Below are 21,774 nucleotides of genomic sequence, written 5' to 3' on the forward strand. Positions count from 1 at the left end.
GGGTTCTACAACCACCAACGCCGGCACAGCTCGGCGGGCATGATGAGCCCGGTCAACTACGAGGACACAGCGGCCCCCGACCGGGAAGCCGCATAGAGAAGCCCTCCACGATTCGGGGGGAACCACACTTCGGTGCGAGCGCGCACCTGCGGCTTGCGCAGACTCGAACAACGCAGCGTCGAAGCGTGTCGGCGTGGTGGACGTAGTGGCCACTGGAACCTCCCGGGGCGTCTAGCTGCTCACAAGCGTAGCAAACTGCTACAACTTTCAGGCGTGAATGAGTCGGTGGGCGCCGACGCGGGATAGATCACCAAGCTCCCTCTCCCACACGATGACGTGTGGGCATTGAGATTGCCCGACTTCGGGCGCGACCGATACGAGATGCCCCTCGACATGGCTCAGCCGTGATCGTCGCGGCGCTCGAGCATCGCCGTGAGCAGCGCATAGGAGTCGTGAGCCGCCTCCTCGAAGAAACCGGCCGGCCACGTCGCCATGGATCCGTCTCGAGCCGGAGCCGCTTCGTGGTAGCTGGTTACGCCGTTCGTTCTCTCCGCAAACACCACCCGGATGAGCTCCTGAGTCGACTCGTCGTCGTCCTCGGCTGCCCTCAGCCGCAGTCGGGAAACCAGATAGTCGCTGTGAGTCTCGAGGAGAAGTTGCCGCCCGCTTCGAGCGATCGCCAAGAAGAAGTCTGCGAGCCGCTGCTGGACGCCCGGGTTGAGGTGCAACTCGGGCTGCTCGATGAGCAGCAGCGACCCAGGCGGAGCATGAAGGCACATCACCAGCACCGGCAATAGCTGGCTTACGCCAGTCCCGACGCTGGTCAAGTCGAGCTCGATGTCGACGTCGGGTTGCTTGACGAACAGCTGTAGACCCAACCGGCCCTGGTCGGTGGTCTCGAACGAGTCTCCGATGCCAAGGTGCGCGGCCCAGGCATTCACTGCTTGGGACAACGTCGGCCTGTGGTGGCGCGGCGCAGACCAATCGGGCGGCATGGGCGCGCCGGAGGTCATCTGGCGCCCGCTGGTCTGAAGAACAGACGCGGAGTACTCACCCTTGGCGCCGATGAACCCCGGCTGCGATGCCGGTGACGACCGGTAAACCACCTGAGGGTCCATACGAAGCGGACCGAGGTGTTGCACCCGGTTCGCGAGAAAGAAACGCACTTCATCCAACGCGTCGTCCATGAGGTCGGGCATGGACATCGAACGCGTGCCGCGAGCGTGCCACCCAAGCCGTTCCGAGACGGCGGTCGCCACCTTGACCACCAGGTCTGTGGTCCAACTGACCGAGACCGGATCGGAGTAGATGAGTTCTCTCAGTCGCACGCTCAGCAGACGCTCTGCGGTGTGTCGCGACGCCGCCTGAGGCGAATCGTCGACGGCCTTCCTCAGATCACTCACGATCCGGTCGACCAGGACGCCTTCATCCACCTCACGCGGCTCGGCGCGCTCTTCAGACCCAGCGAGCCTGCTGACGTTCGAGCGGACAGACAGGCTTTGCGTTTCCTGCCACTTCCAGAACAGGTCGTTGGCCAAGTCGACTTCCCTGAGCAGCTCCTGCGGGAAACCTCCACTCAGACTAACGTCCTCCACCGGCTCGAAGTGCTCGCCATAGTTGACGGTACCCGTGTACCGCTGGTCACGTCCGAATCCGCGGTCGCGTGCTCCGCGAATCGCGTTCACAGTCAGCTCGACGTGGAGTTCTTCACCCTGTGACGCGGTGACCTTTACAGCCTGCACATTGGTCGCCGCCGACTGGTCCGCCGGCGTGCCGTGGAGATTGAGGTGCCAGCTCAGTTTCACGTCTTCGTCGCGTCGACGCCTAGGACGATGCCGGTTGACGTACGGGCCCGCGTTTGTGGACCGCTCGAAGTAGCCCGAACGGAACGGACCGAGGTTGAACTCCCCACCGATCTCGATTGGTTCTGCTTCCTCGGCGCCGGCGAACCGAGTCTCTGCGAACGTGCCCGGCCTGAACTGCTCACCATTGAGGGGAAAGACGGACAGGTCCGAATTGGCGGCCTGTGAAGCGACACGAATCGATTGGAGCAGGGTGCTCTTCCCGGCCGAGTTACCGCCCACGACGACGGTGAGCGGCGCCAACTGAACCGTCGCTTCTCTGACGGACTTGAAGTTGCCCAGGCGCCACGACCGCAGCGTCAGGCCTTCGAACCACACCTCAGGCATGTGCGGGCCGCCTGGTCTTGAGGTGCCCGCTCGCAGTGGTGGTCTGAGCATCGGTCTCGTCGACTGCATGAACGACAAGTTGGTGTCGCCGTCCACTGACAAACATCTCCCAGACCCCCGAGGTGGCGCGTTTGAGGTGCAGCGTTGATTGGGCCGAGGTCTCCCACGCATTGAGTGTCTCGCCTTGCCACAGCGAGCCCAATGTGAACAGTCCCAGCGACCGGTACGTGTTTGGCATCTTCTCCATGACCGCGCTCAGAGCGACTACGAGCTGGTCGTTGTTGATGTGTGCTCGAGGGGCAATGGGAAGCCGGTCGAGGGGTTCAGCAATGACGAGGTCGTCATGTCGTGGGACGAGTTCGAGCAGGCAACGAACCGATTCCCAGTAGCGCGATTGAGGGTCGACCCGGTGCGCGTCGAGCTTGCGCAAGGCCTCTAACGGCATGCAGAGCCGGCCCCGATCCATCAAGGGTGCTGTTGCGCGCACGATAAGGGCGAGTTCAACGTCGGAAACAGCCTCGAGGTCAAGAGCGGCGGGGTCGACGAAGTTGTCCACCCCTTCGTCAACTATCTGGCGCGCGCATTCCCCGCTAAGCCGAACGAGTGAATCGTGCTCGTCTTGCTTCCAGTTCCAGCGTGCATCCTCGGGCCCGGCCACTGGTGTGCCAGCTGGTGGCAGGAACTCGATTTCGTCGAGGTCGATGGTCGCCAGAACGGGTCCCAGTTGGACATACCAAGCCGGGGCGGTGACGTCGAAGAGAGCCAGCACGTCGTACGGAAGGCCCGTGAGATCTGGCGTGAGTCGGGTGTCTCGATCGCTGCCCATTTCCGACTCGTTGGTTAGCAGCACCACCTGCACGGCAGCTGAGCTGGAGTCAGCATTGACGACGAGGACCAAACGGGCTGCAGTTCCGTCGGCGTCCATCGGCTCAAGACGGCGGATCTGGCCCTTGGCAGGCTCATTGGCCAAAGCGTAGGTGGCGCCACTGGCCTGCGCTGGATCCGCCGTGTCGACGGCATTCACGTCGGCATTGGTCGCGGATAGATGGGCGGCGGTGGCGTCGCTGAGCCACGACGGAAGGGAAGGTGAGGAAGTCATTCGTGTGTCTCCTGCGTCGGAGCTTGGCGGTCACTGTTGGAGGCGGGGATGGGTAGATCGGCTTCGAGTCGGTAGGGGAGTTCGCGTAGCACGGCGTCTTGCACCCGTGTGGGTAGGTCGACGACCGCGGTCTCGATGAACTTCGCCGCTTCACGAAACCGCTTGGCCGCAGTTGGGCGTGAGATGCCGAATTGGTGGGCCACCTCAGTGTCGGACCGGTCGGCGAGCTTCATCGCGACAACCGTGCGTTGGTCCTGGCTCATCGAGGAGAACAGTTCGGAAAGGACATCTGCGACAACCGCTTCTTGGTCGGGGCCTAGTTCTGGTGAGGGTGCATGCGTACGTGCGTCGATCTGTTCAAGGGCGCTTGGCAGGTAGCTTGTCAACACGTGTTCCAGAATTTTGGCCAAGTCGCGTTCGCTGAAGCTTGAGCCGAGGTGGTCCTGTGCGATCTGCAGGATGTCCCGAAGCGAGTCCGTTGTGTACACAGAGGGGGCTCGCTCCTCCTTATGAATACCCACTCGGGGGATTCGTGCAACGTGCCTGACGGCCTCGAGCAGCCGCTCGTTGCTTGGGCCGGGTCCGCTGGTGCTCTCGAACGAGTGAAGGGTTCGGCAGCGATCGAGGATGTTGTCGATGACGGTACGCCGGCGGTTGTAGGCGAGCGTTCGTCGCACGAGTCGGTGCAGCAGCGCGGTGGCCATGGAGGTGCTGGTGGAGGAGTCGACGATGTAACTGAGCTGATGTTGTTCGAGCAGCTGGTGGACGGTTACGTCCTGAACGAGGTTCTCGCGGGCGTGCTGGTTCCACTCGCCGGTCTCGGAGTAGACGCTGGGCGGGTAGCGGGGGGTGACACTGCGGACGACGTCCTCGAGCAGCTTGAGCCACAGAGGACCCATGACGAGCGTTCGGTGCTCGTCGAGAAGTTGGTCCCAGGCGGGGTTGTCGGTCATGTCATCCACCGCCAGGGATCGGTGCGGCGAGTACTGCGGCAGTGGCCTTCTCGTCGGGCTCTGCACACATCGAGTGGCGATCGTCAAGAAGTTGCGTCTTGACGGTGAGGGGCCACTCGGTGACGATCTTCGCTCTCTTGTTGAGCCAGCATTTCTCGAACTCTTCGGTGTGCGCGTGAGCGTCGTGCCCCCATCCTCGCCTGCTGGTCGCCGAGCGCGCGAACACGTAGGTCATGGGGTCGGTGGCCCGCCACGCCCGGACGATGACGGCGCGGTGGCGCGGTGCCTTCTGAGGGGCGAATCCGACGTCTGCTTCGTCGAGGCTGAACCAAGCGACACCGGGCTCGGGTCCGAAGCCGAGTTTGGCTCTGATCAGTGAGACGTCCATGGACCTTCATAGGTAGAGGCTGTCGAGGGACACGGTGTGGGAGGTGGTGCCAGATTACGCCTGCGCGGCGGGAGGCGCGGTGACCTGCTCACGGGATGGCGCGCGGGGCGCTTGCGACTCGAAGGTTGCGGCCGTGACCGGGGTGTCGACACGACGACGACAGGCCGAACGTACGTGGATGGCGTTCTGGCGGCCGTGAGGGCAGCCTGCGCCTGTTCGCCCTCCTCGATCTCTGGGTGACAAGGGTTGACATCTGGGCGGTCAAGGGTCCTTTGACGTGGTGAAGGCCCCACGCGGCACGCCCCCATTTCCTCAAGGGAGGAACCATGACCCCCAAGCCCGAGCACCCCGACAAGCCGGACCACCCCGACAAGCCGGACCACCCCGACAAGCCGGACCACCCCGACAAGCCGGACCACCCCGACAAGCCGGACCACCCCGACAAGCCGGACCACCCCGACAAGCCGGACCACCCCGACAAGCCGGACCACCCCCCGCACCCGCCGACTCCCGGCCCGGTAGACCCCCCGCGACCGCCGCACCGGCCCGTGGCCTGACCGTGTGGTTCCGCGACCGCCCCGACCTCCTCCAGCGCGAACTCGACGCGCTGGAGGAGGCGGACATCCCGTTCGTCCTCGACGAGGAGCAGCGGGACGATCGAGGCATCATTTGCCTCACCGCCGAGGTTCCGATCGACGGCGTGACCCGCGGCTTCACCGCCACTTACCCCGACAACTTCCCCTACTTCAAGCCTTTCGTCACTGGCCCTGACCTCGGCTACCGGCACCATGTGAGCCCGACGACAGGGGAGTACTGCCTACTCGAGACTGGGCGCGGGGCGTGGGAGCCTAGCCACACCCTCGCCTGGCTGCTCACTGTCCAGCTGAACAAGGTCGTCGAGGCGAACCAGGCCGATGTGGGGAGCGCAGGACCCGAACTGGAGGTGCAGCAAGCCGAGCCGTTCAGCGCCTACCTGCGCCCGGACGACCTCGAAGAGATGGTCGTCGTCGACTCATCTCTCGTGCCCGGTGACGCACGTTTCGGGACAGCTGACCTTGCCTACACGCGGGGAGCGTACGGCACCCCGCTCCGCGGACACGTGTACGCACTGCGCGACGCGGGTGGCCGCGACGTCAGTACTCCCGTTGACCCGCCGATGCGCGATGCGGAGGCGAACCGTTTGGGGGAGGTCCGCATCGCTTGGGCGCAGTTGGACCACCAGCCGCCGGCCGATGACCCGAACTCGTGGTGGGCGGCGGCCGGAGGAGTGTTCCCCGGAATGGAGGATCTCCTCCAAGGGGTCCCCGGCCGGCCGCGGAACACTCAGGCGAGCGCCCTGCAGATCCTGCTCGTCGGATTTCCCGAGGAGTCTGCCCACCGACGTACTGGCCAGGGTTGGGTGGTCCTTGTCCGGCATCGCGACCGAGCACGGAAGCCGTGGCGGCGGCCGCGATTCGTTCGTGTCGAGCGCGCCGGTCACTATGACCTGTATACGCGCGAGCCGCGTTTGACCTCAATGCAGCATGCGCGCATCGCGCTCGTCGGGCTCGGTGGCCTTGGCGCACAGCTGGTGTCCCTGCTCGGTTGCATGGCGCCGGCGAAGATGTACCTGATCGACGGCGACTACATGAACGCAGCCACCGCGATCCGAAACGCTGGTGCCTTCGCAACGACGGGACGTGCCAAGGCAGCACTCGCGGCACAGACCGTCCACGCCACCCAGCCCTACACCGAACTGGCAGGGCTGGTACGTCAGGTCGGGATGCCGCGCTTGTCGCGGGACCGAGCCCAGCAGCAACACGAGGACGCCGAGCTCTCGATGACCGAGATCGTTCGAGATGTCGACCTGGTCATCGACGCCGCGGCGGACCTCAGCGTTCAGCACTTCCTGTCCGACACCGCCAGCGCGAACGGGGTCGCGTACCTGCGCGCCGAGGCACTGCCGGGCGTCCGGTCCGGAGTGGTCGCACTGCAGCGTCCTGACGGCGGCGTCTGCTGGATGTGCTGGCAGAACCATCTCAGCACCACGATCGCCCCGCTCCCCGCCCACGAACCTCCTGGAGGCGTTCAACCGCCAGGGTGCCCAGACCCGACCTACACCGGCGCCGGATTCGACCTTGCTGCCATCGCGGCACAGACGGCGCAAGTAGCCGCCAGCTTTCTCACCGGACCGGACGGGTACGGCACTCTTCCCGCGGACGTGTTCACAGTCCGCTTCGTCGATGACTCCGGCAACCCGACGCCGGCGAGCTGGCACGCTCATGCACTGGACCGCCACCCCGACTGCAACAACGACCTCGCCCACAGGTCGACTTCATGAAGGCGTGGGTTTCCGGCCAGGTCGCCGCAGAGATCGCACACGAGGCGGGCGAACACGAGCCGCTCGAGGCCGGCGGGATGCTCCTGGGCTACTGGTCCGGAGACGACGTCGTCGTGACGAGTTGCATTGCATCCGGTCCCCGGACCAAGCGCGGCACCACCTGGCTCGTACCGGACCAGGAGTGGCAGATGGCACGGTTGGGCGAGGTGTACGAGGCGTCTGGGCGACTCACGACCTACCTCGGAGATTGGCATACCCACCCAGGTGGCGCGCCCTATCCAAGCTGCGCGACCGTCGGACGCTTCGTGCTGTTCGCCGCTCGAAGGACGCACGGACACCTCGCCCGCTGATGATGATTGTCGGACCGCGCGCGGAAGATGCGCCCTTCCTGTGGTGCCTGACTGGTGGGCTCAAGCCCATCGCCGTTGTGCTCGAGGTGTTCGAACCCCGCGTTCAATAGGGCGGACGTCGCCAGAACCCGGACGGGTCTGCTGCACGGTCTGGCGACTGTCCCCTCCCGGTGAGGACTGCGCGGGGCGTTGAAGTTGACTGGCGACGGAGGTGCACATCCCCAATTCGATTGTGGCGGGCGAGGATTAGGCACGTGGTTCGAGCGTGAAACTGCACACTTCCCATGTTGAGTCCGCGTACGCCCGGCCGTGCTCAGGCCCACGCCTCAAGGCTTCGCTGGCAATGGGCGCCGACCCACGTGACGCTCGCCGGCCCCGCCCAGCGAACGGAGGAAGCGGGGAACCCGGTTGTGGCAAGCACGTCGTGTGCCGCAACTCTTGCCTGCGTGCGCAGTCGTCGAGGCTCGCACTTGGCTTTGACCCGGCACAGCACGGCCACCAGCATCGCGTAGCTCGCAGGCGAACCGCTTGCTGTACGCACTTGAGGTACGCGGGGCGCGTCAAACGCTCGGTAGACGACTCAGGCGGGCAGCAGCGCAATGTATCTGCACCCGTCCGCATGTGACTGGGCGAATCCTTCGACCCTCGGACACGCGAACCAGCGTGCCGAAGCGGCAGGCAAGCCGTCTGACGGGCACCCTTGGTTTTGTGGAAGACGAGGCTGCGGCCGCTGAGGAGTGCGCAACGCCCCGAGACGCGGGTTCGAGCCTGCTCGCGTCGCTGGACGGCATGAGCCAGGCGCTGTGGGACACCCTGGACGAGGCGGTTTCGAAGATCGAAGGAAAACAGGCTCAGGAAAGAGTCCTGGAGAAGTTCGCCGAGAACGTCCCCGCTGTCTTCGACGAAACAGCGGAACGAATAGTTGCCACCCTGCGCGCGACGGCGTCCAACATGCTCGCCGAGTACGCGGCGCTCGACGCCGCTCAGGCCGCCGAGGTGCAGGAAAGGTGGGGCGACGCGCTCGCTGCCTACCGCACCCTGTGGGTCTCCAGCCACGAGGTGGGCGAGGCGTTCAGCCGACGCCACTTCACCCCGGCAGGGGTCTCGCCCTCGGCGATGGTGCACGCGCAGATCGGCCTCCAGGCCAGAGCCTGCCGTGTCGGCTCCGAGGTGTTTGCCTTGTTGCGCGCAGGTCTGGGCGCCGGCGCCCTGGCTCGCTCCCGCACCTTGCAGGAGATCGCAACGATCTCTACCGTCCTCGCCCAGCATGGTGGTCCAGATGGGGATCACCCTGACCTCGCAGAGCGCTACCTCCGGCATGCCGACGTCGTCAGCTGGATCGACGCAGTCGAGTACCAGGAGGTCGCGCCGAAGCTCGGCTATGCACCACTGAGCGCCGCGGAGATGGACGAGCTGCAGGAGCCGCGTGACGAGGCGGTCGCCCGGTACGGCGACGCCTTTGGCAAGCCGAACGGGTGGGCGGCCCGCGTGATGCGCAACCAGAAGGCACCCCGGTTCAAGGATCTGGAGGTGCTCGCAAGCGCCGACCACATGCGCATGCACTATTCATGGGCCAGCCACGAGGTCCACGCCGACGCCAAGTCCTGGGTGATGAACCACGAGACCATCGGCGACGTCACCTACAGGAACACCGGACCCTCATCACGAGGTATGGCCGATGCCGGCCAGTTGGCGCTCATGGCGTTGACCCAGGTCACCGAGAACGCGTTGTACTCGGCGCCGGACGTGGCCGAACACCCAGCCGACATCATCGCTGTGATGGTCTTGGACAAACTGCTCGACCGCGCTTGGGTCGCCTTCTCCAAGGCCGATGGCGCATAGTCCGACGGCCCGACTGCCCGACGGGTCAGCCGGCGTAGCCCAAGACTCCCGCCCAGTGAGCCACCTCGTCCGTTACCGCAGCGGGATGACCTGAGCGTCAGTCGCCGGGGGAGCGGGGGTGGAGGGCTCCCAGTCAATCCAGTCCTCGAAGTAGGAAGCATCGAGGTAGGTGTCATTCGCGGCTTGGGCCACGGCAGCGGCGACGTCGCCGGACGCGGTCTCGGCCAGGGAGCTGCGCAACCAGATGGCTGTCTCGTTGGGGACCTCGACCGGTTCTTGCCGCGTCCAGCCGCGAGCAGAGATCTGCTTGTAGAGACTGCGCGCCTGGTCCTCGTCGATGACTCCCAAGTCCCGGAACCTGCCCACCAGCATCTTGATCGACACGCCCCAGCGCGACTTGATCTCGGCAAGCAACTTCAGGGTCACTCGACCCCGGTTGGAGTCGAGCTCCTCGATCATCACTTCCGCAGGCGTGAGGAGGGCGGCGCCGAAGCGGAACGCTTGGCGTTCGACCTCACGGGCGGCACGTGGACCGTCTGGGACTGAGGTTCCTGCGTGGAGAACCAGATGGGCCAGCTCATGGGTGACGGTCAGTCGCTGTCGGTCTCCCGGGACATGCCACTGGGGCACGCGAGAGGGCCTACCCACGCAGATCACGTTGATGTCGCCGAAGTGAGTCGACAACCCCAGGTGCCGGCCCAGTTCCCCCGTCATGGGTAGCACGACACAACCAAGGCGTTCAGCGAGCCGAGTCGCGTTGCCCACCACCGCAGCGGGCTCCAGGTCGGCGACCACTCGAACGTGGGCCGCGAACTCCTCGATCGCTTCGCTGTTTTCGAGGTCGCCGTCGAAGACCGGCAGCCGGTTCGGGATCCGACGCAGCCGTAGGTGGCGGATGACGTCCACGACCGTCGTTGCTTCGCCGAGGTGCCGATCGAGCTCCTTCTTCGGCGCGTCGGCATAAGCGCGCAGCAATGGAGGGGCCGCCTCCATCGTCGTGCTCATCTCGGTGAAGAACTCCGGTCGGCAGCGCAGCGCCCTCGAGATGAGGTCAAGCGGTTCAGGAGGGCACGAAGAGCGACCGGTCTCGATGTGGGACATGAGCCCGGCCGAGATTCCGGCGCGCACCGCCAGGTCGGCTTGGTCGAAGCCGTTGACTATGCGCATCCGCCGGATCCGGCGGCCGATCTCCGCGGTCCGGTCGAAGGACTTGGGCTGCGGAGTGGGACTCACTGCCAGCCGGCCCCGAGGTCGTCGTCGGCGTCGCCGTCGAACCCAGGCAGGCCCTCGTCGGGTCCGCCCTCGAACCGAGGCGTGGTGTCGGTATCACTCGGGGGAGCCTTGAAAAGGGTGTGGCGAGGTCCGAGCTGGAGGTAGGTAGCGCCCCGGGGGGTGGGGAGGACCCGTGCCACGAAAATCTCGTCGACTCGCTCGTTGCAGTCGAGGTGCCAGCCGAAGACCCACTGCTCGATGTGGCCGAACAGGACGGCGTCTTCCGGCTCCTCCAAGCCGACCAGCGCGGAGTCTGAGTTGGCGCGTACCTCCAGCTCGCCCCGGATCCTGCACGCCCTCTTGATGCGGTAGCGCCGGTCAGCGCGACCGACCGTCGCACGCAGCTCGCGGCCCGTGCCGTTAATTGCTTGGCACTCGACGGTGCCGAGGCGGCCGGCTGCGGCCACCGCGGCCGCAACGACCAGGTCACGCATGAGAAGGGCGCGCGCCTGAGGGTTCTCGAAGTCGTCGTTGATGTCCATCGCGAGGTCGACGGTGTAGGCCTTCTCCTCGACGGCCTGTTCGACCTCGGACGCCACCTCAGCGAGGTTGGCCATGTGGAGTTCATGTGACATACCGATGAGGATAATAGTCAGAATGTCACACCGTCAATCGCGAACCCGTTTCCCGGCATCAGTGCATCATGACGACGGCGCGCCGCGGCCACCACCACGCCGAAAAGCGAACCGCGAGCCCGGAAAACCGCAGCGAAGGCTCTGTGAAAGTGGGGCGCTCCCGACAACTACGAGTCTTCCTGAGTGCGAGAGGCCCCAGTGACTCCCAGTAGCCTCAACAGCTTGGTGGCAGCTGTCCAGCACGATTGCCCGCGGTATGGAAGTCGGTGTCGGGAACGCAGCCCCCGTCCGTAGGGTGCTACCAGAGGCGGGTCAGCCAGCGATCGCGCGCTTGCGGCGCCGCTGCACGGCCGCCGACTCCTGGCGAACGACCCGTGAGGCCTCCGCCCAGATGCGCTGCACAGCGGCCGGCGAGGTGACGTCCTCGACCTTGCGAGGCGTGACCTTCGTCAGACGTACCTTCGACATCGCTACCTCCTGTACTTTCGAACACATCGTAGCCGTACTGTGCACGACCCCACCGACATCAGCCACACTCTTGCCAACGCGTCTACGTGCGGTCTGCTTCGGCGAACGCGATGGCGAGAAGGTCCGCCACGAGGAGCACGATCTGGCGGTCGGTCTCAACCAAGTCGCCCGGGTTGGGTGCGTCCACCGTCACCATCCCGAACCCGTCGGTGTCCGAACGGATGGCGGCCGAGATGTACGTCTGGTAGCCCGCGCCGCTGCCGGCGTACGCCTGGTTCGTCGCCGCGGACGTGTCCTTCTCGAACCAGTCCTTCCCGTCGGACACCATCTTGAGAGCGAGGTCGCCGCGCGGCGTCGCCTTGAGGAACGGTGAGGGCGTGTCGGCTCGGCCGTGGTAGGCGACCGCCGTCATGTCGCCGCTGTCCTGCAACTGGTAGACGACCGCCCGGAGCCGGTCCACGTCCTTCAGCAGCAACGTCAGGGCACCCGTTGCCTGGGTGGCAACCTTCTCCGCTTCGGCCTCACGCTGGCGCTTCGTCTTGGCCGGCATTGCCGCGATCAGCTCTGCCACGGGCTGCAACGCGTCCTTCATCGCCACGTACAGCCGACCCGCCTCAAGCTCGGACGCTGCCCGCCAGGTCCTCACGCCCGACTCCCGCAACCACATCAGCGCGCCCGCGGCCAGGCAGAGGCCGAAGCCGACAAGAGCCCAAGCCCAGTCCCTTCCGTCGTCGAGGTCTTGCCCCACCGTGATGAGGAAGGCCCCCAGCACGGGTGCAATTGGCACGAAGGAGGGCACCAGCCGCTTCGATGACGCGACCCGCTCAGCGACGACGTCCAAGATCGGCGCAGAGGCGGGAGTAGGCACGGGCGCACCTTAGCGACACAACGCGACACCGCAGCAGGGTTCTCCGCAGAGAGCGCGTCCGACGAGAGCGGAGTGAACCCCGGGTCTTCTGGTCTCACGGCGAGATCCCGATCCTCTGGTCCCGGCCAGGGTCATAGCAATGCCCGGACTCGCCCGCCCTGCGGCGCGCCGCCGGACGGTCACTGCAACGACCGCGATCACCTGTGCGCGTGCGCGCGTGCCACCTCGTTAACGTCGCAGGGCTACCAGGCCCACCACCGGCTCGACCCCTTGCTTGAAGCGGCCATAGACGCCGAGGCCGCACGCCTGCACGCGATTGAGGACCCCCTGCAGGCAGTCCAGGCGGTGAACGAGTTCTATAGCCAGTCCGCCAGCTGTGGCCACCGCGGCATTGGGATGGCCTGCCGCGCCGGCCGCCCTGGCATCTTCATCATCTTGATGGCGGAATGATTTGCGAGTTATAGGTGCGGGACCGCGACCAGCCCTAGCAAGCCTTCCGCGGTCCCGCTGAGATCTCCTGAAACAAGACCCCGCAAGTGATCGTAGTGAATCTCAAGCGCAGCATGAGACGCCTCGTCGAGCAGGTCCGTCTCGGTATCCCCGACGACGTGCTGCTCGAGCAACTCGAGCGCGACACCACCGCAGAGTGGGCCGGCGTGAGCAGTGAGGCGCTGTACGAGTACGGCGGCACCGGATCGACGGACTACCTCGTCGGCGTGTACCGCGACCAGATCGTGTCGATCTACTACATCAGAGGCTGGCACGCCGGCGAGCAGCCTGGCCGAGTCGTGTTCGACGTGCAGCCCGCAATGGAGATGGCCGCGGCCATCGGCCAGCCGGTGCCCGGCAACCCGTGGAAGCGGGGCGAGGCCCGTCCGGTGCGCTACTTCGACACGCGCACCTTCGTGCGCGATCTCGACGACAGGGGCGTGCTCAACATCTACGACGACGCGGGGGACGACGCGGTCGACCGCTGCATGGTCGCGGTGATCCGCGACCTCGCCAGCCCGGCGGCGCAGTCGCCTCTCGCTGGGGTTGAGGTCGCGGCCGATCCCCGCGGTGGCATCCGCGTGACGGTCCCGCTCGGGACCAAGGTCACAATCGTCCAGCGCGCCGGCGGCTGATTCCGGCGGGAGCATCGGCAAACGAGGTTCACACTCTCGGGGTGCGACCTCTGTGCTCTAGAACGGCCGCCCGGGCCTGCGTGAGTGCCGCACGTGCGTGACGCCTCGGAGCGCGCTCAGTCGTCGGGCCGAATGCGGTTCTGGGTGAGCCGTTCCGCGATCTGGGAGGGAAGGCATCCGAACGCAGTGAGGACGTCCCGGACGCGCGCCCGCAATGCGCGAGTGTTCTGCACGCCTGCCGCCGTGGTGAGGAAGTCGGTCCACGCGGCCGAGACGTCGGCGGCGATCTCGGCAACCACCTCGGGCGTTGCGAGATACACGTTTGGGTTCGCAGTTGGAGCGTGCTGAGGATCGACCGATTGCCGGTCGGAAACTATGACTGAGACACTCCCCGCCGGCGCATAGTTGAGACCCCGATCGTGCGCGAGCTGCTCGAGCTGCGTGTTGGCCTGGCGCACGTACCGCAGCGCAACGACGCCTTCCTCATCCTGCTCCGACTTGGCCTCGACGGTCATCCAGAACGCGGTGTCCCAGACCCACGCTGAATCGCATCGTCCGTCGCCCTCGGGCTTGTACGACTCTGCTCCGAGGAAGCCTCCAAGGAGGATGAGGCCGGACTCGTAGGCGGCTGCCTCGTCCTGGTCGAGATTCATGCGCATCTGGTCGAGTGACGCGATGACCTTGTTGGGCTTGAGCTGCCCGGTCAACCGGGTAACGATCGCGTTAACAGCGACGACGTCCATGCCCGACAGCTCGATCTCGTCGGCGCCGGGGAGGTCGCGCAATTCGCGCAGCCAGGTGCCACGGTTCGCTGCGGCCGCCTCGGCCTGCCGGACAAGCGCGCGAGCTCGGGAGCGCTGCGCCTCGTCAGCAGCTCCTTGAAAAAGCCACACTCCGGCTAGGTACAGTAGGACGCCACGGTATCCCCGCGTTGCGTCGCCGCCCTGACCCACGACCCGAGCAGCTTCGACGGCCTTTTCGGATGCGGTCAACCATGCGCCGGAGTACGCCGCCTCCCAGGCCGACACTTCATTCGGGGCGGCCTCACCAAGGGCAGCTGAACCGGGCGGGTCGACCTTTACGGCGTCGCGACGGAACTCTGCGAGGGCCGGCTCGCCGCCGTCGCGCCAGTCCGGGCCGTGCTCGAGGAAGACGCGGACGTTGTCGAGGATCTCGGCGGGTTGGGCGCCGGTGCTGTTACGCCATCCGAAGTCGATCTCAGCTTGGAGCTCTGGTTCTAGCGAACGACGGTTCTCGAACTTGCTGAAGTACCTGGTGATGTCAGAGCCGCGCACCACGACGACGGCATAGTCGTTTGGTCCGCGGGTGCACCGGCCGGCGCCCTGGACGATGCGAGTGCGGAGCCGTTCGGCGAGCGCTGACCCGGCGTCGGCGCGTTCGCCGAGGAACTTCTCCTGGAGGTTCGTCGCATCGGGCTTTCCCGCGAGCACTACGACCCGGCATGCGTCCCCAGGGAGGTCGAGCCCGTCGTATCGATTCGCCAGCCCGAGCACGCCTCGTTGCGCGGCCGCGAACGGACCGAGATCGTGCTCGACCTGAGCCTTCCCGAACACTGGCACCCCGTTGCGTGCCAGCGCGCGTGCGGTCTGCTCTGTCTTCTCGATCGTGTCCTGAGCAAGGACGAGGGCCTTGTCGGTGACGGCCACGATCTGCTTCGTCAGGGTGTCCGGGTCTCCGCCGGCCGCGAGGTCGGGGAACACGAAGAGGCGACGGCCTGATCGAGGCGGCGTCTTTGTGGGGAGTGGCATGCGGGTGATGTGGCTGCGCCCGAACGCGCGCTCCAGCTCGCCGCCACCGCCGAGGGTGGCGGAAAGGTAGATCCGTTGTTTCGCACCGTTAAAGACTTTGTTCTCGAATGTGGGCGGGATCATCGGCCGGATCTGGATGCCGCCGTAGGAGAGGTACACGCAGCAGGACGCAAGTCCGGCGCGGATCATGGAGAAGGCGTAGCTGAGGTTGCCGGTGACCTTCGACAGAGCACTGTCTAGGGCGGCCAACACAGTCGGGTCGAGCGCCGGAACAACGAGCCGGACTTGGTGGTGTGCGCCTGGGTCCGGCTCGCCTCGGAGCCGCTGGATCAGTAGTCCCGACAGGAACGGGCTGATGGCGTCAAGCACCTTGTCGTACGCGTCGGACTCGTTGTAGCGGCTGATGGTGACCCCGTACTCGGCTCCCGCGAACTGCTCGCCGGCGTGGGCGTCGTCGAGGAGGAGCAGCCGAGGGATGGGGGGCTTCGGGCTGCTGTTGAAGACGGTGGAGTAGTTCGTAATCCCGATCGCCTCGCCGCCTTCGACGGCACTCTCGTCAACGGGCGGCCAGTCGCGCCAGCTGCCGACCAAGAGAACGGCGGGGATGCCTTCACGCGTTGCGGTTGCCAGAACCTGTCGCGCGAGCTGCGTGGTGGGCGCCGCGTACAGGATCGGGCCCTCCTCCTTGCGGCGTACCCACTCGCCGATGAGCAGGCCGGGAATGGTCTTGCCCGTACCGGTAGGGAGTTCGAGCGCGAGATCGGCGGTGTCCTGGTGGTCCTCGGCGTACTTACGGATCACGTCGCCCTGGTGCAGCCAGAGCGCGGGGACTGCCTCCGTGGTGCGCTTGAGCGCGCCGCTGAGGTACATCTCCTCGGGGGAGGTGAACGTCTCGTGCGACTGCTGTGCCTTGCCCCTGAATGCCACTAAGCCCTCCTACGCGCCGACCGCCACCGCAGATGATGCTTGACTTCTCCGACGAGTGCACAGGCTTATCCGCACGCGGCGTGTCGGACTTCGCCAAGGGAGCTGCAGCGCAGTCCTGTGCCGTTTGCGCCGCGTGCCTTGTTTCAGCGCCGGAGCCGGCGCGGTGAGGTGACGCACATCCCCTTTGGCGTGTTGGCGGGTGACAACATCTCGGCACGGTTCGTCGTGCCGACGGTCGCGAGCTCGGTGGACCTGGTCGTCCACCTCGGCCTCGGCGCCGACGGCGTACGCCGCGTCAACGAGATCGTCGCGGTCCCGGGTCGCGTCGAGGCGGACGTCATCGAGGTGGAGCCGATCTTCGTGCGCGAGGGCGCAGAGCTGCGCCGCACCGGGGGAGTGCCCGCACATGTCGAGCGCTACGAGCGCGTCGGCATCGACATCCACCAGGTCCTGGCGAGCACGGCCGGGGAGCGCTGATGGGGGCGCTGGTCGGCCTCGGCGTGGGCGTGGGGCTTCTCCTGGTCTGGTCGGCCTTCGCGCTGCCGCGCCAGCCGCGCACCTCGACCCCGACGTCGACGGCGCTGGGGAGGCTGCTCGGCCGGGCCGGGTTGGGGGACGTCACCTCCGCGAGCGTCCTGTCGCTGTGCGCGGTCCTCTTCGTGGTCGCCTTCGTGCTGGTGCAGGCCGTCTCCCGCACCGCCCCGGTGGCCTTCGTCTTCGCCGCGATGGCGGCCTACCTGCCGATCGCGGTGCTGCGCCAGCGGGCCGCTCGGCGCCTGCGTGACTTCGCCGAGGTGTGGCCCGAGGCCGTCGACAACCTCGCCAGCGCCGTACGCGCCGGACTGTCCCTCCCCGACGCCGTCGCAGCGCTCGGCACCACCGGCCCCGAGGCGCTGCGGGCCGACTTCGCCCGCTTCGCCCTCGACTACCAGGTCACCGGTCGCTTCGGCGAGTGCCTCGACCGGCTCAAGGACCGTCTCGCCGACCCGGTCGGGGATCGCGTGGTCGAGGGCCTGCGCCTCGCCCGCGAGGTCGGCGGGGGCGACCTCGGCCGCCTGCTGCGCAACCTCTCCGGGTTCCTGCGCGACGACGCGCGCACCCGCTCCGAGCTCGAGTCGCGCCAGGCATGGACCGTCAACGGTGCCCGGCTCGCGGTCTCGGCGCCGTGGATCGTGCTGCTGCTGATGTCCTTCCAGACCACGGCGATCCGCCAGTACGCCTCTCCCGGCGGCGTGATCGTGCTGGGGATCGGCGCCGGCGTCTGCGTGCTCGCCTACACCGCGATGATGCGCATCGGCCGGCTCCCGGTCGAGAAGCGGATCCTGTCGTGAGCGCCGCGATCTGGGGTGGGGCGCTCGGCGGCGTCGCCGCGGTAGGCCTCCTGATGGTCGTGCTCCGGGTGGTGGTGCTGCGGCGCCCGCAGCTCGACGTGCGGGTCCTGCCCTACCTCCGTGACGTCCCGCTCCGCGACCAGCCTCGGGCGCTCCACCCCGCGCCGAGCAGCCCGACGTCGGCCGCGGCCGGGATCTTCGGGCCCGTGCTGCACTCGGCCGCCGACCTCGTCGAGCGCGTCCTCGGCGGCAGCACGTCCGTACGCCGTCGTCTCCAGCGCGCCGGGCTCGACCGGTCCGTGCAGGACTTCCGCATCGAGCAGGTGGTGTGGGGGCTGACCGGCTTCGGTGCGGCCGCCGCGATCGCGCTGCTCCGCGCCCTGGGAGGCGTCGGCGGCGTCGGGTCGGCCGTGGTGTTCTGTCTCCTCGGCTTCGTCTGCGGTGTGTTCCTGCGCGACAACCGGCTCAGCACCCAGGTGAAGAACCGCGAACGCCAGGTGCTCACCGAGTTCCCCACCGTCGCCGAGCTGCTCGCGCTCTCCGTCGCGGCGGGCGAGAGCCCGGTCGCCGCGCTCGACCGGGTCGTGCGCCGCAGCCACGGCGCGCTGTCGGAGGACCTGGCCAAGGTGCTGGCTCGGATCCGCACCGGGGAGCCGGTCGGCCAGGCCTTCGAGTCGCTCGCCCGCTCCACCGGTCTGCCGATCGTGGCGCGCTTCGCCACCGGCATCACCGTCGCGATGGAGCGCGGCACGCCCCTGGCCGACGTGCTGCACGCCCAGGCCGCCGACGTACGCGAGGCCGGGCGCCGACTGCTCATCGAGACCGCCGCGCGCAAGGAGATCGCGATGATGGCGCCCGTCGTCTTCTTCGTGCTGCCGGTGACCATCCTGTTCGCCTTCTACCCCGGCGTGCTGGGGCTGCGCCTCACCACGCCCTGACGCCCTCCTCGCTCCGCCACCACCGACCTGTCGCCCCCTGAAAGGACACGACATGCACCGCCTCATCTCGGGACTCCTCCTCCAGATCGCCCTCCCGGCGGTCGACCGACCACGCGACGACCGGGGGGACGTCCCTGGCTGGGTGATGGTCACCCTGATGACCGCCATCGTGGTCGCCGCGCTGACGCCGTTCGTGAGCGACGAGCTCATGCGGCTGCTGCGCCAGGCCTTCTCGATGGTGCAGGGCTAGGCCGGACCGTGTCGGCTCGCGCCCGGTCCGGCGAGCGCGGGGCGGCGGTCGTGGACTTCGTCCTCGTCCTGCTGGTCCTGCTGCCGCTGGTCCTCGGCATCCTCCAGCTCGCGCTGGTGCTGCACGTGCGCAACACCCTCGCCTCCGCCGCGTCCGAGGGGGCGCGCCACGCCGCCGTCGCGGGATCGTCGGCGCCCGCCGGTGCAGCCAAGGTGCAGGAGCTGGTCGACGGCGCGCTGTCCCCGGAGTTCTCCCGCTCCGTCAGCGTGCGACCGGCCCTGGTCGGTGGTGCCCCGGGCTACGAGGCGGTCGTCGAGGCGGAGGTGGCCGTCCTCGGCCTCGGCGACGCGGGGATCCGCGTCCGCGTCGAGGGCCACGCCATCGCCGAGCAGACTGCGGTGCAGCCGTGAGGCGCCGCGACGACTCCGGCTCCGCGCTGGTCGAGTTCAGCTGGCTGGCGATCATCCTGATCGTCCCGCTGGTCTGGATCATCCTGTCGGTCTTCGAGGTCCAGCAGGGCGCGTTCGCCACGACGGCCGCCGCACGGGCGGCCGGACGGGCGTACGCTCTCGCGCCCGACGACGCGACCGGCCAGGCGCGGGCCGAGGCGGTGGTGCAGCAGGTCCTCGCCGACCAGGGCGCTCCGGGCCAGCGGGCGCGCGTGCAGGTCACCTGCGAGTCGCCGACCGGCAGCTGCCACGCCGGCACCGCTGTCATCACCGTGCGGGTCGACTCAGGCGTCGACCTGCCGCTCTTCCCGGCGATCTTCGATGAGGAGGGCGCGCCCAGCTTCTCCCTCGACGCCACCCACACCGTGCCCATCGGCCAGTACGTCGAGAGCGCGCCGGACGACGACGGGGAGCTGGACCCGTGAGGCGGCGGGTGCGCGACGAGGCCGGCCAGGTCACGATGCTGATCCTCGGGTTCGCCGGCATCCTCGTGATGGCCATCGTGGTCGTGGTGGACGCCTCGGCGGCGTACCTCCAGCGACAGGGGCTCGACAACCTCGCCGACGGGGCCGCGCTCTACGGCGCGGACCTCGGCTCGGCCGGCGTCTACGAGCAGGGCCTCGACGGACAGCGGCTGCTCCAGCAGGAGGCCGCGGTCGAGGCGGCCGTGCGCGACTACCTCACCCGGGCCGAAGCGGGTGCGAAGTACCCCGGCATCGACGTGGCCGTCCGGGTCGACGCGACCGGCCGCTCGGTGACGGTGCTGCTGCGCGCGCCCCTCGACCTGCCGCTGCGGATCCCGGGGTCGCCCGCCAGCCCCAGGATCGGGGCCAGCAGCACGGCTGCTGTGACCGTGCGCTGACCTACCCGCGGGGTGACGCCGCCGCTGGTCCGGTCGGGTGGTGCGCCATGGCCCGAACGGGCTGTTGTGGCACTAGTCACAGTCGGGCTGAGTCACTAGGTTGCGTCCACGGGCAACACCCCGAATGCCCGGTGCTCCACAGATGAGTGACGAAGGAGTCCTCCATGGTCAGCAAGCGTTCTGGACGATCTCTAGGCGCCGCGGCAGCCGGTCTCATGGTTGCCACAGCAGGACTGGCGGTGCCGCTCGCGGCTTCGCCCTCGGTCGCGGCCCCCAGCAACAAGGCCTGCGACAACCGCAACAACAACACGTACTCCAAGCTCCTCGGGTGCGTCTCTGCCCCAGGTGTCACCAAGCACCTCGAGGCCTTCCAGGCCATCGCCGACGCCAACGGCGGCACGCGCGCCACCCGGACCCCCGGCTACCGGGCCAGCGTCGACTACGTGGTCGACGTGCTCGAGAAGTCGGGCTGGTCGGCCGAGATCGTGCCGTTCACCTACAACGCCACCGACACGGTGTTGCAGCAGCTCACGCCTACGTCGGTGGCGCACGCCCACACCGGGGCGACCGGCACGGGCGAGGGCGACGTGTCCAGGCCCGTGGTGGCAGTCGACATCAACCTGGTCGGCACCCGCGCGAACAGCAGCGGCTGCGAGACGGCAGACTTCGCCGGCTTCCCGGCGGGCTCCATCGCCCTCCTCCAGCGCGGCTCGTGCAACTTCTCGGTCAAGGCGATCAACGCAGAGGCGGCCGGTGCCTCTGCCGTCATCATCTTCAACCAGGGTGACACGGCGGCCGCCGATCGCAACGGCGTGATCAACCCGACCCTCGGGCCGACCCCTGAGAACCCGACCGTCGTCGACATCCCCGTGGTCGGCACGAGCTTCGGCGCGGGCCAGTCCCTGGCCCAGCCCGGGTCGACGGCCCGCGTGGCCGTCGCCTTCAGGCAGGTCACCGACTTCAACGTCATCGGCGAGCTGAAGGGCGAGGTCGACGACAACGTCGTCATGGCCGGCGCCCACCTCGACTCGGTGCCCGCCGGCCCGGGCATCAACGACAACGGCAGCGGCTCGGCCGGGCTGCTCGACGTGGTCGAGGCGATGAGCAACCACAAGCCCCACAACACCGTGCGCTTCGCGTGGTGGGGTGCCGAGGAGATCGGCCTGCTCGGCTCGTCCGCCTGGGTCGCCCAGCGCACCCAGGCCGAGAAGGACGAGATCGCGCTCTACCTGAACTTCGACATGATCGGCTCGCCGAACTACTACCTCGGCATCTACGACGCCAACGAGTCGAGCTTCGTGGCGCCGGTCCCGGTGCCGGAGGGCTCGGAGGACATCGAGCGCACGCTCGAGTCGTTCTACACGGTGCGCAACGCCCCCTACGACGACTCGGCGTTCAGCGGTCGCAGCGACTACCAGGCGTTCATCAACAACGGCATTCCGTCCGGTGGTCTCTTCACCGGAGCCGAGGTCGTCAAGACCGCCGAGCAGCAGGCGATCTGGGGTGGTGTCGCAGGTGAGTCCTTCGACCAGTGCTACCACCAGGCCTGCGACACGATCGACAACGTCGACCAGGAGGCGCTGGACGTCAACTCCGACGCCGTCGCGTTCGCGGTGCTGACCTACGCCTACTCGACCGAGGGCGTCAACGGCGTCCAGGGACGCGAGGTGCCGGGCAACTTCACGATCCCGACCCCGGCCGGTCCGGAGTACACGTTCGCCGGGCCGCTGGGTGGCGACGACGGGCACGATCACGACCACGAGCACACCGAGATCAGCTGATCCCGGCCGTGCCTCACCT

The 21,774-nt window shown here is 67.5% G+C and carries 22 protein-coding genes; 13 read left to right on the plus strand and 9 right to left on the minus strand.

Features of this window, described 5'->3' with window-relative positions; translation table 11 throughout:
• Positions 1-398: 398 nt before the first annotated feature.
• From IRX98_RS16730 to IRX98_RS16745, 4 genes are read right to left on the minus strand one after another with little or no spacing between them, the layout of a single operon-like run.
• Positions 399-2,189: an AAA family ATPase gene (locus tag IRX98_RS16730; RefSeq protein ID WP_224278691.1), complete on the minus strand. Its 1,791-nt coding sequence runs from the start codon at positions 2,187-2,189 to the stop codon at positions 399-401.
• Positions 2,182-3,288, minus strand: a complete 1,107-nt coding sequence (locus IRX98_RS16735) for a hypothetical protein (RefSeq protein WP_224278692.1) — start codon at positions 3,286-3,288, stop codon at positions 2,182-2,184. Before IRX98_RS16735 ends, IRX98_RS16730 begins: the two co-directional genes overlap by 8 nt.
• On the minus strand, positions 3,285-4,241 hold the full coding sequence (locus IRX98_RS16740) for a hypothetical protein (protein WP_224278693.1): 957 nt from the start codon (positions 4,239-4,241) through the stop codon (positions 3,285-3,287). The genes IRX98_RS16735 and IRX98_RS16740 overlap by 4 nt, the downstream gene beginning before the upstream one ends.
• Before the next feature lies 1 nt (position 4,242).
• Positions 4,243-4,629, minus strand: coding sequence for a hypothetical protein (locus IRX98_RS16745; protein ID WP_224278694.1), 387 nt, complete (start codon positions 4,627-4,629; stop codon positions 4,243-4,245).
• Positions 4,630-4,955: 326 nt separating this feature from the next.
• Here IRX98_RS16745 and IRX98_RS16750 point away from each other — a divergent pair, with 326 nt between their 5' ends.
• From IRX98_RS16750 to IRX98_RS23590, 4 genes are all read left to right on the plus strand, one after another.
• Positions 4,956-5,186 (plus strand): hypothetical protein, encoded by a 231-nt coding sequence (locus IRX98_RS16750; RefSeq protein ID WP_224278695.1) that lies wholly within the window; start codon positions 4,956-4,958, stop codon positions 5,184-5,186.
• Between the two features lie 2 nt (positions 5,187-5,188).
• The gene (locus tag IRX98_RS16755; RefSeq protein ID WP_224278697.1) at positions 5,189-6,949 is read left to right on the plus strand and encodes a ThiF family adenylyltransferase; all 1,761 of its coding nucleotides are present in this window, start codon (positions 5,189-5,191) and stop codon (positions 6,947-6,949) included.
• A complete protein-coding gene (locus tag IRX98_RS16760) occupies positions 6,946-7,299 on the plus strand; it encodes a Mov34/MPN/PAD-1 family protein (RefSeq protein WP_224278699.1) in 354 nt (117 codons plus the stop codon). Before IRX98_RS16755 ends, IRX98_RS16760 begins: the two co-directional genes overlap by 4 nt.
• A gap of 708 nt (positions 7,300-8,007) precedes the next feature.
• On the plus strand, positions 8,008-9,141 hold the full coding sequence (locus IRX98_RS23590; protein WP_224278701.1) for a DUF5677 domain-containing protein: 1,134 nt from the start codon (positions 8,008-8,010) through the stop codon (positions 9,139-9,141).
• Positions 9,142-9,213: 72 nt separating this feature from the next.
• On the opposite strand, the gene IRX98_RS16770 is transcribed toward IRX98_RS23590, so the two are convergent.
• From IRX98_RS16770 to IRX98_RS16785, 4 genes are all read right to left on the minus strand, one after another.
• On the minus strand, positions 9,214-10,374 hold the full coding sequence (locus IRX98_RS16770) for a helix-turn-helix domain-containing protein (RefSeq protein ID WP_224278703.1): 1,161 nt from the start codon (positions 10,372-10,374) through the stop codon (positions 9,214-9,216).
• Entirely contained in the window at positions 10,371-10,988 is a 618-nt protein-coding gene (locus IRX98_RS16775; protein WP_224278705.1) for a hypothetical protein, read from the minus strand. Before IRX98_RS16775 ends, IRX98_RS16770 begins: the two co-directional genes overlap by 4 nt.
• A 312-nt stretch (positions 10,989-11,300) precedes the next feature.
• Positions 11,301-11,456, minus strand: coding sequence for a hypothetical protein (locus IRX98_RS16780; RefSeq protein WP_224278707.1), 156 nt, complete (start codon positions 11,454-11,456; stop codon positions 11,301-11,303).
• Positions 11,457-11,538: 82 nt separating this feature from the next.
• Complete coding sequence (locus tag IRX98_RS16785) at positions 11,539-12,255, minus strand: hypothetical protein (protein WP_224278710.1); 717 nt, start codon at positions 12,253-12,255, stop codon at positions 11,539-11,541.
• Positions 12,256-12,932: 677 nt separating this feature from the next.
• Here IRX98_RS16785 and IRX98_RS16790 point away from each other — a divergent pair.
• On the plus strand, positions 12,933-13,448 hold the full coding sequence (locus tag IRX98_RS16790) for a hypothetical protein (RefSeq protein ID WP_224278712.1): 516 nt from the start codon (positions 12,933-12,935) through the stop codon (positions 13,446-13,448).
• 116 nt (positions 13,449-13,564) lie between these two features.
• Here the strand turns inward: IRX98_RS16790 and IRX98_RS16795 are convergent, their stop codons facing one another.
• Complete coding sequence (locus IRX98_RS16795; protein ID WP_224278714.1) at positions 13,565-16,144, minus strand: hypothetical protein; 2,580 nt, start codon at positions 16,142-16,144, stop codon at positions 13,565-13,567.
• 189 nt (positions 16,145-16,333) lie between these two features.
• Between IRX98_RS16795 and IRX98_RS16800 the strand changes: the two genes are divergently transcribed.
• The 8 genes from IRX98_RS16800 to IRX98_RS16835 all read left to right on the plus strand — a co-directional run bounded on the left by IRX98_RS16800 (position 16,334) and on the right by IRX98_RS16835 (position 21,755).
• Complete coding sequence (locus tag IRX98_RS16800; protein WP_224278715.1) at positions 16,334-16,621, plus strand: P-loop NTPase family protein; 288 nt, start codon at positions 16,334-16,336, stop codon at positions 16,619-16,621.
• On the plus strand, positions 16,621-17,475 hold the full coding sequence (locus IRX98_RS16805) for a type II secretion system F family protein (RefSeq protein ID WP_224278716.1): 855 nt from the start codon (positions 16,621-16,623) through the stop codon (positions 17,473-17,475). The genes IRX98_RS16800 and IRX98_RS16805 overlap by 1 nt, the downstream gene beginning before the upstream one ends.
• Positions 17,472-18,413 carry a type II secretion system F family protein gene (locus IRX98_RS16810; protein WP_224278717.1) on the plus strand — a complete coding sequence of 314 codons (942 nt, stop codon included), beginning with the start codon at positions 17,472-17,474 and terminating at the stop codon, positions 18,411-18,413. Before IRX98_RS16805 ends, IRX98_RS16810 begins: the two co-directional genes overlap by 4 nt.
• Before the next feature lie 52 nt (positions 18,414-18,465).
• On the plus strand, positions 18,466-18,663 hold the full coding sequence (locus IRX98_RS16815; RefSeq protein ID WP_224278718.1) for an RNA-binding protein: 198 nt from the start codon (positions 18,466-18,468) through the stop codon (positions 18,661-18,663).
• A gap of 8 nt (positions 18,664-18,671) precedes the next feature.
• Positions 18,672-19,073, plus strand: coding sequence for a TadE/TadG family type IV pilus assembly protein (locus tag IRX98_RS16820; RefSeq protein ID WP_224278719.1), 402 nt, complete (start codon positions 18,672-18,674; stop codon positions 19,071-19,073).
• Positions 19,070-19,537 (plus strand): hypothetical protein, encoded by a 468-nt coding sequence (locus IRX98_RS16825; RefSeq protein WP_224278720.1) that lies wholly within the window; start codon positions 19,070-19,072, stop codon positions 19,535-19,537. Before IRX98_RS16820 ends, IRX98_RS16825 begins: the two co-directional genes overlap by 4 nt.
• Positions 19,534-19,974, plus strand: coding sequence for a pilus assembly protein TadG-related protein (locus IRX98_RS16830; RefSeq protein WP_224278722.1), 441 nt, complete (start codon positions 19,534-19,536; stop codon positions 19,972-19,974). Before IRX98_RS16825 ends, IRX98_RS16830 begins: the two co-directional genes overlap by 4 nt.
• A 215-nt stretch (positions 19,975-20,189) precedes the next feature.
• The gene (locus tag IRX98_RS16835; protein WP_224278724.1) at positions 20,190-21,755 is read left to right on the plus strand and encodes a M20/M25/M40 family metallo-hydrolase; all 1,566 of its coding nucleotides are present in this window, start codon (positions 20,190-20,192) and stop codon (positions 21,753-21,755) included.
• Positions 21,756-21,774: the final 19 nt, after the last annotated feature.

The sequence above is a fragment of the Nocardioides lacusdianchii genome (assembly GCF_020102855.1).
Lineage (GTDB): Bacteria > Actinomycetota > Actinomycetes > Propionibacteriales > Nocardioidaceae > Nocardioides > Nocardioides lacusdianchii.

Coding starts and splice junctions, on each gene's coding strand:
- IRX98_RS16730 (WP_224278691.1), bottom strand. CDS start 2,189: ATGCCTGAGGTGTGGTTCGAAGGCCTGACGCTGCGGTCGTGGCGCCTG.
- IRX98_RS16735 (WP_224278692.1), bottom strand. CDS start 3,288: ATGACTTCCTCACCTTCCCTTCCGTCGTGGCTCAGCGACGCCACCGCC.
- IRX98_RS16740 (WP_224278693.1), bottom strand. CDS start 4,241: ATGACCGACAACCCCGCCTGGGACCAACTTCTCGACGAGCACCGAACG.
- IRX98_RS16745 (WP_224278694.1), bottom strand. CDS start 4,629: ATGGACGTCTCACTGATCAGAGCCAAACTCGGCTTCGGACCCGAGCCC.
- IRX98_RS16750 (WP_224278695.1), top strand. CDS start 4,956: ATGACCCCCAAGCCCGAGCACCCCGACAAGCCGGACCACCCCGACAAG.
- IRX98_RS16760 (WP_224278699.1), top strand. CDS start 6,946: ATGAAGGCGTGGGTTTCCGGCCAGGTCGCCGCAGAGATCGCACACGAG.
- IRX98_RS16775 (WP_224278705.1), bottom strand. CDS start 10,988: ATGTCACATGAACTCCACATGGCCAACCTCGCTGAGGTGGCGTCCGAG.
- IRX98_RS16780 (WP_224278707.1), bottom strand. CDS start 11,456: ATGTCGAAGGTACGTCTGACGAAGGTCACGCCTCGCAAGGTCGAGGAC.
- IRX98_RS16805 (WP_224278716.1), top strand. CDS start 16,621: ATGGGGGCGCTGGTCGGCCTCGGCGTGGGCGTGGGGCTTCTCCTGGTC.
- IRX98_RS16815 (WP_224278718.1), top strand. CDS start 18,466: ATGCACCGCCTCATCTCGGGACTCCTCCTCCAGATCGCCCTCCCGGCG.
- IRX98_RS16835 (WP_224278724.1), top strand. CDS start 20,190: ATGGTTGCCACAGCAGGACTGGCGGTGCCGCTCGCGGCTTCGCCCTCG.